Annotated in this window: 13 protein-coding genes; 2 read left to right on the top strand and 11 right to left on the bottom strand. The window is 68.8% G+C overall.

The features are described 5' to 3' along the window. Positions 1-130: 130 nt before the first annotated feature. Genes ACZ6DT_RS06565 through ACZ6DT_RS06550 form a run of 4 tightly spaced genes read right to left on the bottom strand, consistent with a single transcriptional unit; the run spans position 131 to position 3645 of the window. On the bottom strand, positions 131-1168 hold the full coding sequence (locus tag ACZ6DT_RS06565) for a serine hydrolase (RefSeq protein WP_465589624.1): 1038 nt from the start codon (positions 1166-1168) through the stop codon (positions 131-133). Between the two features lie 18 nt (positions 1169-1186). Continuing rightward, the gene (locus ACZ6DT_RS06560; protein ID WP_465590555.1) at positions 1187-1840 is read right to left on the bottom strand and encodes a response regulator; all 654 of its coding nucleotides are present in this window, start codon (positions 1838-1840) and stop codon (positions 1187-1189) included. Then, positions 1837-3066, bottom strand: a complete 1230-nt coding sequence (locus ACZ6DT_RS06555; RefSeq protein WP_465589621.1) for a sensor histidine kinase — start codon at positions 3064-3066, stop codon at positions 1837-1839. The genes ACZ6DT_RS06560 and ACZ6DT_RS06555 overlap by 4 nt, the downstream gene beginning before the upstream one ends. A 9-nt stretch (positions 3067-3075) precedes the next feature. Then, positions 3076-3645: a TetR/AcrR family transcriptional regulator gene (locus tag ACZ6DT_RS06550; protein ID WP_465589618.1), complete on the bottom strand. Its 570-nt coding sequence runs from the start codon at positions 3643-3645 to the stop codon at positions 3076-3078. 89 nt (positions 3646-3734) lie between these two features. On the opposite strand from ACZ6DT_RS06550, the gene ACZ6DT_RS06545 reads away from it, so the two are divergent. Together ACZ6DT_RS06545 and ACZ6DT_RS06540 are read left to right on the top strand one after the other, a co-directional pair. Continuing rightward, positions 3735-4952 carry an MFS transporter gene (locus tag ACZ6DT_RS06545; protein WP_465589616.1) on the top strand — a complete coding sequence of 406 codons (1218 nt, stop codon included), beginning with the start codon at positions 3735-3737 and terminating at the stop codon, positions 4950-4952. 13 nt (positions 4953-4965) lie between these two features. After that, positions 4966-6930: an ABC1 kinase family protein gene (locus tag ACZ6DT_RS06540; protein ID WP_465590552.1), complete on the top strand. Its 1965-nt coding sequence runs from the start codon at positions 4966-4968 to the stop codon at positions 6928-6930. Here the strand turns inward: ACZ6DT_RS06540 and lepB are convergent. The 7 genes from lepB to sufD form a co-directional block, all read right to left on the bottom strand. Further along, on the bottom strand, positions 6854-7645 hold the full coding sequence (gene lepB / locus ACZ6DT_RS06535; protein WP_465590549.1) for a signal peptidase I: 792 nt from the start codon (positions 7643-7645) through the stop codon (positions 6854-6856). The two genes, ACZ6DT_RS06540 and lepB, sit on opposite strands and share 77 nt — an antisense overlap. 31 nt (positions 7646-7676) lie before the next feature. Further along, on the bottom strand, positions 7677-8006 hold the full coding sequence (locus tag ACZ6DT_RS06530) for a YnfA family protein (protein WP_465589613.1): 330 nt from the start codon (positions 8004-8006) through the stop codon (positions 7677-7679). Between the two features lie 174 nt (positions 8007-8180). Continuing rightward, positions 8181-8588, bottom strand: a complete 408-nt coding sequence (locus tag ACZ6DT_RS06525; RefSeq protein WP_465589611.1) for a metal-sulfur cluster assembly factor — start codon at positions 8586-8588, stop codon at positions 8181-8183. Further along, entirely contained in the window at positions 8585-9034 is a 450-nt protein-coding gene (gene sufU / locus ACZ6DT_RS06520) for a Fe-S cluster assembly sulfur transfer protein SufU (RefSeq protein WP_125783745.1), read from the bottom strand. Before sufU ends, ACZ6DT_RS06525 begins: the two co-directional genes overlap by 4 nt. Then, positions 9031-10377, bottom strand: coding sequence for a cysteine desulfurase (locus ACZ6DT_RS06515; protein ID WP_465589609.1), 1347 nt, complete (start codon positions 10375-10377; stop codon positions 9031-9033). Before ACZ6DT_RS06515 ends, sufU begins: the two co-directional genes overlap by 4 nt. A gap of 39 nt (positions 10378-10416) precedes the next feature. Further along, positions 10417-11187, bottom strand: a complete 771-nt coding sequence (sufC, locus tag ACZ6DT_RS06510; protein ID WP_465589607.1) for a Fe-S cluster assembly ATPase SufC — start codon at positions 11185-11187, stop codon at positions 10417-10419. A 35-nt stretch (positions 11188-11222) separates the two neighbouring features. Then, positions 11223-12395 (bottom strand): Fe-S cluster assembly protein SufD, encoded by a 1173-nt coding sequence (sufD, locus tag ACZ6DT_RS06505; RefSeq protein ID WP_465589604.1) that lies wholly within the window; start codon positions 12393-12395, stop codon positions 11223-11225. Positions 12396-12397 lie beyond the last annotated feature (2 nt).

The raw sequence follows: 12397 nt of genomic DNA, 5'->3' as shown, positions 1-12397 counted from the left end.
GTGGTCTATGCAGGGACAAGGCGCGTTGCGAAAGTGGCTTTTCGCAACGTCGGCAGGTGGTGGCGGACGGCGATCGTGACATGAGGTCCAGCCCGCAGAGGTATCGGCCACGCCACCTCTGCTTTACCCTTCAGCCGCCGTTGGAGGCCCGATACGGAGCGGCCGCGTAGGTGCGGGCCGTGGCGGCCGTCAGCTTCTCGACCGACCGGAACATCGTCTTCCCGAGCTTCGCCCGTGCCTTCAACGCCGGGTGCGTCGCGGCGTAGTCGTCCTTGTTAGCCGCCGGATCACCCGCGAACTCGCCGGAGGCGAACAGCGAATAGGTCAGGATCGGCTTGCCGTCGGCACTGAACATCACCCCGGCCTCGTTGCGGCCGTCGTTGAACCAGCCAGCCTTCGTGGCGACCCGCAGCCGCTCGGCCGAGGTCAGGCCGAGCCGCACGCCGTCGGTGAACGCGCTCAGCGAACGCAGGATGTTCAGCAGGTACTCGGTGGACTTCGCCGAAAGCAGTGTCCCGCCGACCAGTTTCCGCAGCAGCGTATGCGTCTCGGCCGGGGTCGTCCTGCCGAGGAAGAACCGGTTCGGGTTCGCCACCGGAACGACCTGGGTGTGCACGAATCCCTTGCCGCGCAGGATCTCGTTGAGTTCGGCGGCGGGGCAGACCAGCCCGCAGAGGCGGACGGCGGTGTTGTCGGACAGCGTCAGCAACGCGGCCATCGCGTGCCCGAGGGTCACCGAACTCGGGTACGCGCCGTCGAGGGCGAAGATACCGTCGGTGTCCTTGATGACGATGTCGGCCGTGACGTCGACGCGCTGGTCCAATGTGAGCAGTCCGCGGTCGATCTTGTCGAGCACCGCGGTGGCGACGGCGATCTTGTTGACACTGTAGGCCTCGACCACCTCGTCCGACCGCTCGGAGACGGCGGGAACCAGGTTCCCGGCGGAATCCGCGACGCTGACGCAGGACGACCAGGTGCCACCCGCCTTCGCGGTTTCCTTGGCGTAGACTTGGGAAATCCGGCGCGCGGCGGCCGAAGCATCGGCGGCGGCCGTGTCTGTTTCGGACTCTTCGGCGGCGTGAGCGACCTGCGCCGTCCCGAGCACCGCGCCCGCGGCGGCGACCGTGCCCAGCCCCAGCAGGCGACGACGATTGACGTTGGTATCCACTCGGGAACCCTATCGCGTTCAGCCCGCCGGTGTGACGAATCCGGTGTCGTAGGCCTTGATCACGGCCTGCGTCCGGTCCCTCGCGCCGAGTTTCGCGAGCACGTTCCCGACGTGCGTCTTCACCGTCTGCACGCCGAGGTACAGTTCGCCCGCGATCTCCACATTGGACAGTCCGCTCGCCATCAGCCGCAGCACCTCGCGTTCGCGTTCGGTGAGCCCCGCGCCGGCGAGACCGTCCTGCGGACCCCGGTTCGTCTGCTGCGCGGCCAGCCGCCGGATCGCGGCCGGGAACAGCAGCGACTCCCCCGCCGCCACCGTCCGGATCGCCGCGACGATCTCCTCGGGCCGGGCCCGCTTCAGCAGGAACCCGCTCGCACCGGCGAGCAGGGCGTCGTAGACGTAGTCGTCGTTCTCGAAGGTGGTCACCACGATCACCTTCGGCGGGTCGGTAAGAGTGGCCATGAGATGCGCGGTCGCGCGGATCCCGTCGACCGAAGGCATCCGGACGTCCATCAGCACGACGTCGGGCCGGAACCGCGAAACCAACCCTGGCACCTCGGCCCCATCGGTCGCTTCACCCACGACGTCCAAGTCCGGCTCCGAGGCGACGATCGCCCTCAGCCCCGCCCGGATGAGCTGTTCGTCGTCGACCAGCAGCACCCCGATGCTCATCGCCGCTTCCCCCATGGCACCGCCACCTCGACCTTCCAGCATCCGTCCGCGCGGCCCGCGGTGATCGTGCCGCCGAGCACTTCCACCCGTTCCGACATTCCCCGCAGCCCCCGGCCGCCGCCGTCCCGCGACGGGGCCGCGGCGCCGAGCGGGTTGGACACCCGCAAACGCAACAGCTCCGCTCCGGCGTCGACGAGGACCGTCACCGGCACCTTACCGGCGTGCCGCAGCGCGTTCGTCAGGCATTCCTGCAAGATCCGATAAGCCTCGCGAGAGACGACAGGCGGCACTGAAGACGTCTCGCCCCTTACCTCCGCCGCCACCTCGGCGCCCGCCAGCCGTGTGGCTTCGACCAGCGCGGGCAGCTCCGCCAGACCTGATTGCGGTGCTCGTGACGACGCCTCCTCCCGCAGCAATCCGAGCACGTGGTCGAGATCGTCCAGCGCGGCCCGTGCCGAGTCCTCGATCGCGGTGAGCGCCTGCTCGGTGAAACCGGGATCGGTCCTCAGGGTCCGGCGCGCCGCCCCGGCCTGGATGGTCACGACGCTCAGCGCGTGTCCGACCGAGTCGTGCAGCTCCCGCGCCAGCCGGTTGCGTTCGGCGAGCTGTTCGGTGCGCTTTTCCAGCTGGGCGATCCGCTCGGCGGCCGAGACACCCAGCAGGCTCTTGGCGCAACGGGTGAGTACCGCGCCCGCTCCCCACACCACATACGCCAGCGCGACGACGCCGAGCAGGAACGCCAGCGGGATCCACGCGCTCGCCCACCCCGCCGGCACCACGATCGGGTCCTCTGTGGACAGTGCGATCCGGCCGGTGAACGGGGCCGCGATGGTGAAACCGAGTCCGACCGGGACGAACAGGCTCGCCAGGCTGAGGACGCAACCCGTGCCCACGTGCAGCAGGTACATCGCGGTCGACCGCAGCCGGACGGGCCAATTCCCGGCGGGCCCGAACGTCACTCCCGGCACGGGATCGTCGAGCAGTTCCCGTACGGCCGCGCCCTCCAGCACCCGGACGGCGGGAAGGAACGACGACGCGATGACCACCAGGACGAGGGTGCTCAGCGCGATGATCAGCCCGCGCTCCACCGTCACGACGAGGGGCAGCAGCGACGGCACCACGATGGCGGCGAAGAGCACATACGGCACGCTCAAAGCGCCACCGAGGATGAAGTAGACCCACCGGCGGTAGGTCGCCCGGTCCACGAGCGGGCCGAAAAGTCGCATGCGCTCTTTCTAGCGCGTGCCGGCCGGACGCGGATCCCGCATCAGTATCTCCGCGATCTCCCTCGCGAGGGTGACCCGATGCGCGTCCCCGTCGATACCGGTGTGCGCGACAGCGCCCTCGACGAGAAGGAAGAGCTGCTCAGCGAGCCTCTCCGGATCGTCCGCGCCCGGGGCGTCCTCACGGATGAGTTCGGCGAACTTCGCCCGCACGGCCGCCTTGTGCCGCCGGATCACGTCGAGCCCGGGATGGCCGGCGGTCAGTTCGGCCGCCGCGTTGAGGAACGCGCACCCCCGGTCGCTGCCGAGCTTCGGATGATCGACGTAGGCGTCGAAGACCGTCAGCACCCGAGGCCGTTCGGCCGCGGCCAGCCGGTCTTCGAGGTACGCCCACCAGACGTCGTGACGACGCCGCAGGTACGCGACCGTGAGCTCCGTCTTCGACCCGAAGCACGCATACAACGTCTTCTTCGTGACGCCGGCCGCCTCGGCCACGGCCGCGACGCCGACCGCGTTCAGGCCCTCGCGGTAGAAGAGCTCGGTCGCGGCGCTCAGGACGCGTTCACCCGCCGGAGTCAGCATGCCTCGACTATACCGATCGGTTGACCTGGGAGCGGAATGCAGGAACACTCCCTGAGTATACCGATCGGTATACTCAGGGAGGCGAACTGATGGTTACTTCGTACAAACGCGAGCTGACCCTGACCGCGGCCGGATTGTCGCTGATCGCGGTCTCCTACGGACTGGCGAGGTACGCGTACGGCCTCTTCGCGCCGACCCTCCGGACGGAGTTCGGCCTCGACGGCGGCGCACTCGGCGCCATCGCGGCGGGGAGCTATGTCGCTTACTGTCTCGCCGTCGCCGCCTCGACCGCCGTCACGACCCGCTGGGGCGCGCGGGCGGGCGCACTCGCCGCCGGGACGGCCGCCACCGCGGGAACCGCTCTGATCGCGTCCGCGCCCAACGCCGCCGTCCTCGCGCTCGGCGTCGTCCTCGCCGGAGCCAGCACCGGTCTGGCGTCCCCTTCGCTCGCCGACGCGGTCTCACGCGTCGTGCGGGTGACCCGCCGCGACCGCGCCCAGTCCGTGGTGAACGCCGGGACCGGACTCGGCGTGCTGATCTCCGGCCCGGTCTCCCTGCTCGCCATCGGTGACTGGCGAATGGCTTGGTGGGCCTTCGCCGCGGCCTCGGCGCTGGTGACGGTGTGGATCGCCCGGGTCGTGCCGCCGGGCAAGGAGGATCGCGCACGCGGGCTGCCGTCGCCGCTGTTCCCGCCCGCCACCGGACGGCTGCTGCCCGCCGCCGCGACACTCGGCCTGGCCAGCGCGGCGATCTGGACGTTCGGCCGGGACATCGCCGTCAGCGTCGGTGGGCTCGACCAGACCGCCTCGACGGTGGTGTGGATCGTCCTCGGCGCGGTCGGCCTGGCAGGCGCCTTCACCGCCGAGCTGACCTCGCGGGCGGGACTGCGCCGGGCCTGGTCCGCGGGGATGGTCCTGTTCGCCGTCGCCACGGCGCTGTTCGCGCTCGCCACCCGGTCTCTCCCCGCGCTCGTCATCGCGGCCGCGCTCTTCGGGGCCGTCTACATCGGACTGACCGGCGTGCTGATCCTCTGGGGCACGAGGGCCTATCCGTCGGCGCCCGCGTTCGGTGTCGGTGTGGCCTTCCTGATGCTGGCACTCGGCCAGGCGGCCGGCGCACCGCTCATCGGCCTCCTCGGCGATCTCATCGACCTCCGTGCCGGCTTTCTCGCGGCGGCGGTGATCGCCGTTCTCGGCGTCCTCTTCGCGCCCCGGGAGGCGACCACGACGTACAACTTCGGGGTCCGCTCCCTCTCGAGGGTGAGTACCGTCCCGCCGGAGCGGGAATCGCGTGCGGACAACGCGTGATGTGCTCTTCGGCATGAACCTGCTGCTCGGCCTGCTCACCCTGCCCGTCTACGCGCTGATGCTGTGGCCGCTCGTGGTCGCCGCCCGCCGCGTGCTGGGGGTGCGGATCGGCGCGGTCCGCGCGTTCTGCGCCGCCGGCTTCGGGTGGCTCGTCGCGGGCGGCATCCTCAGCGCGTTCCCCTGGCCGATGTACGCGGGTGGCGCCTTCGCCGGGCTGGTCATCCCGGTGGCGGGCGGCGCGTTCCTGGCCACGCTGATCTTCTTGTTCGTCGCGGAGTTCGTCCTGCCCGCGGGGTCGGGGCTCGGGCTGATCGGCAGGATCCGTTCCCTGCGCCGTCGCGCGGCCCGGACGCGGCGGTACTCGCAGATCACCCGGATCGCGATCAAGCACGGACTCGGCCGCTACCTCGCCGGTCGCCGGGAATCCGGGCTCGCCCAGGTCCGGCACGCCAAACTGGCGCGTTCGCTGCGCCGCGCGCTGGAAGAGGGCGGCGTGACGTTCGTGAAGCTCGGCCAGCTGCTCTCGACCCGGTCCGATCTGCTCCCGCCGGTGTTCATCGACGAACTGAGCAAGCTCCAGGACCAGGTCGCCTTCGCCGACGCCGACGAGGTCGCGACCGTGCTGCGGGAGGAACTGGGCGGCCACCCGGACGAGATCTTCGCCGAGTTCGACCCGGAACCGATCGCGGCCGCGTCGATCGCGCAGGTCTACCGCGCGAAGCTGCGCGACGGGCAGGACGTGGTGGTCAAGGTGCAGCGGCCCGGTGTGCAGTCGCTGGTCGACCGGGACCTCGACATCGTCCGCCGCGTCGCCGCCGCACTGGATCTGCGCGCGGACTGGGCCCGTTCGCTCGGCGTCGTCGACCTCGCCGAAGGATTCGCCGACGCGCTGCTCGAAGAACTCGATTTCCGCACGGAGGCAAGGAACATCGAAGCGGTCGCCGCGGCCTACCCCGGCACCGAAGTCGCTATCCCGACCGTCCACAGCGAACTGTCCACCGAACGTGTCCTGGTGATGCGGCGCCTCGACGGCAAGCCACTGGCCGCCGCGAGGGAACAGGTCCCGGTCGCCGAACGGGTCAAGCTCGCGCGGTCGATGCTGCGCTGTGTGCTCGGCCAGGTGATGGGCAGCGGTGTCTTCCACGCCGACCCGCATCCCGGTAACGTCCTGCTGCTCACCGACGGCAGGCTGGGCCTGCTCGACTTCGGCTCCGTCGGACGGCTCGATTCGGGACTGCGCGCCGGATTGCAGAACCTCATCCTCGCCCTCGACCGGGGCGACCCGGCCGCGCTGCGCGACGGCCTGCTGGAGATCGTCGACCGGCCGGACGAGATCGAAGAGCAGCGGCTGGATCGGGCACTGGGCGCCTTGGTGGCTAAGCACTTCAACCACGGACAGGCCCCGGATCTGGACATGTTCACCGACCTGTTCCGGGTGATCGCCGACTTCCGGCTCAGCGTGCCCCCGCCGATCGCCGCGGTGTTCCGCGCCTTGGCCACTTTGGAGGGAACGCTGGCCGCGCTGGCACCGGGATTCAACATCGTCGTCGAATCCCGCGCCTACGCCGCCGAACAGGTCGGTGCCGGACTGCGGCCCGAGTCGTTGCGCTCCACGGCCACCAACGAACTGCTGGCGCTACTGCCGGTGCTGCGCCGCCTCCCCCGCCGCGTCGACCGGATCGGCAACGCGCTGGAGCAGGGCAGGCTTTCGGTCAACGTCCGGCTGTTCTCCGACGAACGGGACCGCGACGTGGTCACCGGCCTGGTGCACGAACTCCTGCTGGCCTTCGTCGGCGCGGCCACCGGGCTGATGGCCGTGCTGCTGCTGGGCAGCGCGACGGGCCCGGAAATGCTGCCCGGCGTCACGCTGCACCAGATGTTCGGCTACAACCTGCTGGTGGTCAGCGCGCTGGTGGGATTGCGGCTGCTCTTCGTCGTTTTCCGGCGGACCGGACAACGCTCACGATCGTCCCGATGACACCGAGGGCGACGAGTCCGGCACCGGCGAACACGAGGTTCCGCGAGGTGCGGAATCCGGTATCGGACAAGGGATCCCCGGGAAGACCCGCTTCGACGAACGCGGTGGTCTGCGGAAACGGCTCCGCGCCGAGGAGGCTTCCCATGCCGACGACGACTCCGCGCACTTTGGACAGCGGTACGGCGCCGTTGCCCGGCATGTCGACGTAGATCCGCGAGTCCCGGGAATTGTTCCGCTGATCGCCCGCGACGAACACCGCGGTCGGCGGTACCTGGACGCTGAACGGCCGGTACTCCTTGCGACCGTAGCCGTTGTCGTCATCGGTGTACGGCTCTCTGACCGGCTTTCCATTGACGGTGATCAGGTTGTCGTTCGTGCAGCAGACGACCTGATCACCACCGACACCGATCACCCGCTTGACGATCCGGCCATCGCCGGGTGTCGCGTCCGGAAACGCGGAAAGATCCATGAGGACGACCGCGCCGCGGGGGACCTCGGGGAGATCGGCCCAGCGGTAAAGTACGACCGCCTCCGGCTGGATCGTGGGCGCCATTCCGCCGCCGGGGACAGTCGCCATCTGATAACCCATCAGGGTCCAGAAGCCGTATCCGCCGGTGCCCACGCCGACGATCGCCACCAGGATCATCACGAGCAGGAGCGGGGAGAATTTTCGCTTCGTTCCGGGTCTGTCAGCGGGCGGAGCGGGGAAGTCCATTTCGGTCACAGCGCAGATTAGCGCCGGTGGCTCACCCGCGTGGGGCGTACATGATGACGCCGACCCCGGCCAGACAGATCAAGGCGCCGATGACGTCGTAGCGATCCGGCCGGTAACCGTCGGCGGCCATCCCCCACGCCAGGGAACCCGCGACGAACACTCCGCCGTACGCGGCGAGGATGCGGCCGAAGTTCGCGTCGGGCTGCAAGGTCGCGATGAAACCGTAGAGACCGAGTGCGACGACGCCCGCGCCGATCCAGAGGTAGCCGCGGTGCTCCCGGACGCCCTGCCAGATCAGCCAGGCGCCTCCGATCTCCAGCAGGGCGGCGAGCGCGAAGAGCGCGATGGACCGGACGATCATCCTGGCAGCCTAACGACGGGATGCGGTATAGGCCGTTATACGCTCGACGCCCCAAGTACGTGAAGGCCCCCTTCACGTACTTGGCCCCCCGCCCGCCAATGCTATGAACGGTCCGTTCCTTGCGAAATTTGCAAGGAACGGACCGTTCATAGCACGCGAGAGCGCGAAGTGAGGTCAGACGGTGAAGCCCAGGGCACGCAGCTGTTCGCGGCCGTCGTCGGTGATCTTCTCCGGGCCCCACGGCGGCATCCAGACCCAGTTGATCCGGAAGTCCTTGACCAGCCCGGTTCCGCCGCCGACGAGCGCGGCTCCGGTCTGGTCCTCGATGACGTCGGTCAGCGGGCAGGCCGCCGAGGTCAGGGTCATGTCGATGGTGGCGGTGTTGTCCGCCTCGACACGGATGTCGTAGACCAGCCCGAGGTCGACGACGTTGATGCCGAGTTCGGGGTCGACGACGTCGCGCATCGCCTCTTCGAGATCCTCCACCTTCGCCAGGTCGGCGGTGTCCGGGGCGGCGGCGGTCTCGGCGTCGAGGTCGGCGGCCGTGCGCCCCTCGCGGGTTTCGGTCTGCTGTTCGGTCATGCCGTCTCAACTCCGTTGGTCGTGCGGGTGACGGCGTCCTTGAACGCCATCCACCCGAGCAGGGCGCATTTCACACGGGCCGGGTACTTGGCGACGCCGGCGAAGGCGATGCCGTCCTCCAGCACTTCCTCGTCCGGTTCGATCTGCCCTTTGCCCTGCATCAGCTCGACGAAGGCGTCCATGGTGGTGAACGCCTCCTCCACGGTGTGCCCGACGACGAGATCCGTCAAGACCGACGTGGAAGCCTGGCTGATCGAACAGCCCTGTCCCTCGTAGGAGACATCGGCGACCTTACCGTCGTCGACCTTCACCCGCAGCGTCACCTCGTCGCCGCAGGTCGGGTTGACCTGGAACGATTCGGCGTCGAACGGCTCGCGAAGACCGCGGCCGTGCGGGTTCTTGTAGTGGTCCAGGATGATCTCCTGGTACATGCTCTCGAGGTTCACTGTGCCGCACTCCCCCCGGCCACCCCGAAGAACTTCTGCGCCTCACGCACACCGTTCACCAGCGCGTCCACTTCGGACAGTGTGTTGTAGACATAGAACGACGCGCGCACGGTCGCCGGGACCGAACAGGCCCGGTGCAGCGGCCACGCGCAGTGGTGCCCGACGCGGACGGCGATCCCGAGGCTGTCCAGCACCTGGCCCGAGTCGTGCGGGTGGACACCGTCGATGACGAACGACACCAGTCCGCCGCGGTCGACCATGTCGGTGGGGCCGATGATCCGCACGCCCGGGATCTCACCGAGCCCGGCCAGCGCCGCCTCGGTGAGGAGGTGTTCGTGCGCGGCGACCCGTTCCATGCCGATCGCCGACAGGTAGTCCGCGGCCGCGCCGAGGCCGACGGCCTGCGACGTCATCGGGGTGCCCGCCTCGAACCGCTGCGGCGGCGCGGCGAAGGTGGTCTGTTCCATGCGGACCAGCTCGATCATCGAGCCGCCGGTCAGGAACGGCGGCATCGCTTCGAGCAGCTCACGGCGTCCATAAAGGACACCGATGCCGTACGGGCCGACCATCTTGTGCCCGGCGAAAGCGGCGAAGTCGACGTCGAGCGCGTGCAGGTCCACCGGAAAGTGGGGAACCGACTGGCAAGCGTCCAGTACGACCAGCGCGCCGACCTTGCGGGCCTTCTGCACCAGGAACTCGACGGGGTTGATCGTGCCGAGCACGTTGGACTGGTGCGTGAACGCCAGCACCTTGGTCCGCTCGGTGATCAGCTCGTCCACTCCTGCCAGATCGAGGCGGCCGTCCGCCGTGACGGAGAACCACTTCAGCGTCGCGCCGGTGCGCTGGCAGAGCTGCTGCCAGGGCACCAGGTTCGCGTGGTGCTCCATCTCGGTGATGACGATCTCATCGCCGGGACCGATCTTGAACCGCTCGGCCCCGGGACCGGCCGTGGCGGCGTTGCTCATCGCGTAGGCGACGAGGTTGATGCCCTCGGTGGCGTTCTTGGTGAACACCAGCTCGTGCGGGGAGGCGCCGACGAACTCCGCGATCCGCACGCGGGCGGATTCGTAGGCGTCGGTCGCCTCCTCGGCGAGCTGGTGCGCGCCGCGGTGCACCGCGGCGTTCGAGGTCTCGAGAAACCGGCGCTCGGCTTCGAGCACCTGCATCGGTTTCTGGGACGTCGCACCGGAATCCAGATACACCAAGGGTTTCCCGTCCCGCACCGTGCGGGTCAGGATGGGGAAGTCGGCCCTGATGGTCGCTACGTCCAGCGGTGCGGCCCGACCCGGCGTACTAGTTCCAGCGGAGGGTCCATCAGGAGAGTTAGCCGTGGTGGTGGTCATCGGGCCAACTCCTCTCGGTGTAGTCGTGAAGTTCGGTGATCAGACGGCGGCGGTCTCGGTGGAGCCGGCGTACTTGACGTACCCGTGCTCCTCCAGCTCGTCCGCGAGCTCACGGCCGCCGGACGCGACGATCTTGCCGCCGGCGAAGACGTGCACGAAGTCGGGCGTGATGTGCCGCAGGATCCGCGTGTAGTGCGTGATCAGCATGACGCCGGCCTCGTTGTTGGCCTTGAACTCGTTGACGCCCTCGGACACGACGCGCAGCGCGTCGACGTCGAGGCCCGAGTCGGTCTCGTCGAGGATGGCGATCTTCGGCTTGAGCAGCGCCAGCTGCAGGATCTCGTGGCGCTTCTTCTCGCCGCCGGAGAAGCCCTCGTTCACCGAACGCTCGGCGAACTCGGACGAGATCTCCAGCTTGCCCATCTCCTCCTTGACCTCCTTGACCCAGTGGCGCAGCTTGGGGGCCTCGCCACGGACCGCGGTGGCCGCGGTGCGGAGGAAGTTGGACATGGACACGCCCGGCACCTCGACCGGGTATTGCATGGCGAGGAACAGGCCCGCGCGGGCACGCTCGTCGACGCTCATCTCCAGCACGTCCTCACCGTCGAGCAGGACCTGCCCGGAGGTGACTTCGTACTTGGGGTGACCGGCGATGGCGTAGGACAGCGTGGACTTGCCCGAACCGTTGGGGCCCATGATCGCGTGGGTCTCACCCGACTTGATGGTCAGGTTGACGCCCTTGAGGATCTCCTTGGGGCCCTCCTCGGTCGTGACCGAGGCGTGCAGATCCTTGATTTCCAGCGTAGGCATTTCTTTCCTAAAGTCTGATGTGGACGGACGAGGGCTTAGACGCCCACGGCTTCGAGCTCGGCTTCGATCGCGGCCTCGAGACGCTCGCGCACCTCGGGAACGCCGATCTTCACCAGGATCTCGTGGAAGAACCCGCGTACGACCAGGCGGCGCGCGGCGTCTTCGCCGATTCCGCGCGACTGAAGGTAGAACAACTGCTCGTCGTCGAACCTTCCCGTGGCGCTCGCGTGGCCGGCGCCTTCGATCTCGCCGGTCTCGATCTCCAGGTTCGGGATCGAGTCCGCCCGCGCGCCCGGCGTCAGCACCAGGTTGCGGTTGAGCTCGTAGGTGTCGGTGGCCTCGGCGGCCGCCCGGATCAGCACGTCGCCGACCCACACGGTGTGTGCGCCGTCGCCCTGCAGCGCGCCCTTGTACATCACCCGCGACTTGCAGTTCGGCACCGCGTGGTCGACGAAGAGACGGTGCTCCTGGTGCTGTCCTTCGTCCGCGAAGTACAGGCCGAGCATCTCGACATCGCCGCCCTTGTCGGCGAAAGTCGCCGTCGGCGAGACGCGGACGAGGTCACCGCCCAGGGTGATGACGATGTGCTTGAGCGTGGCGTCGCGGCCGAGCTTGAGGTGCTGCTCGGAAACGTGCACCGCGTCGTCGGCCCAGTCCTGGACGCTGACCACGGTCACGTTCGCCGAATCGCCGATGACGAACTCGACGTTGTCGGCATAGGTGCCGGAGCCGACGTGGTCGAGGACGATGACGGCCTCGGAGAACTGTTCGGCGCGCACCTGCATGTGCCCGTAGGCGACCTTGCCCTCGCCGGGGCCGGTGATCTTCACCGTCGACGGCTTCGACGTCTTCGTCTCCTTGGGCACCGTGATGACGGTGGCCTCGGTGAACGAGGAGTACGCCTGCGCGGCGATCCGGTCGCTCGGGACGCCCGCGGCGCCGAGGCGCTCGTCGTCCCGGCCGACCTGCTCGATCTTCAGTTCGGGCGCGGCGTCGGCGTCCACAGTGGCCGAACCCGAAGCGGCGGCGGACCCGTCGTGCAGGCCGCGCAGCCGCTTCATCGGAGTGAAACGCCAGTTCTCCTCACGACCACCGGGGGCCTCGAAGGCCTCGACCTCGTAGGAGGTGAACCGCTCCGCGCGGGACGTGGCCGGAATGACCACGCCCTCGCGCAAAGCTTCGGAAACATTGTTCTCGGTAACCGACATGA

The organism is Amycolatopsis sp. NPDC041971, from assembly GCF_055588925.1.
Note: the sequence above shows the minus strand (reverse complement) of the source record. Positions and strands in the feature narration are given on the sequence as shown.

What these genes read in the sequence shown, in the direction of transcription:
- ACZ6DT_RS06560 (WP_465590555.1), bottom strand. Translation starts at nt 1,840, where the DNA reads ATGAGCATCGGGGTGCTGCTGGTCGACGACGAACAGCTCATCCGGGCG.
- ACZ6DT_RS06555 (WP_465589621.1), bottom strand. Translation starts at nt 3,066, where the DNA reads ATGCGACTTTTCGGCCCGCTCGTGGACCGGGCGACCTACCGCCGGTGG.
- ACZ6DT_RS06550 (WP_465589618.1), bottom strand. Translation starts at nt 3,645, where the DNA reads ATGCTGACTCCGGCGGGTGAACGCGTCCTGAGCGCCGCGACCGAGCTC.
- ACZ6DT_RS06545 (WP_465589616.1), top strand. Translation starts at nt 3,735, where the DNA reads ATGGTTACTTCGTACAAACGCGAGCTGACCCTGACCGCGGCCGGATTG.
- ACZ6DT_RS06540 (WP_465590552.1), top strand. Translation starts at nt 4,966, where the DNA reads ATGAACCTGCTGCTCGGCCTGCTCACCCTGCCCGTCTACGCGCTGATG.
- lepB (WP_465590549.1), bottom strand. Translation starts at nt 7,645, where the DNA reads ATGGACTTCCCCGCTCCGCCCGCTGACAGACCCGGAACGAAGCGAAAA.
- ACZ6DT_RS06530 (WP_465589613.1), bottom strand. Translation starts at nt 8,006, where the DNA reads ATGATCGTCCGGTCCATCGCGCTCTTCGCGCTCGCCGCCCTGCTGGAG.
- ACZ6DT_RS06525 (WP_465589611.1), bottom strand. Translation starts at nt 8,588, where the DNA reads ATGACCGAACAGCAGACCGAAACCCGCGAGGGGCGCACGGCCGCCGAC.
- ACZ6DT_RS06515 (WP_465589609.1), bottom strand. Translation starts at nt 10,377, where the DNA reads ATGACCACCACCACGGCTAACTCTCCTGATGGACCCTCCGCTGGAACT.
- sufC (WP_465589607.1), bottom strand. Translation starts at nt 11,187, where the DNA reads ATGCCTACGCTGGAAATCAAGGATCTGCACGCCTCGGTCACGACCGAG.
- sufD (WP_465589604.1), bottom strand. Translation starts at nt 12,395, where the DNA reads ATGTCGGTTACCGAGAACAATGTTTCCGAAGCTTTGCGCGAGGGCGTG.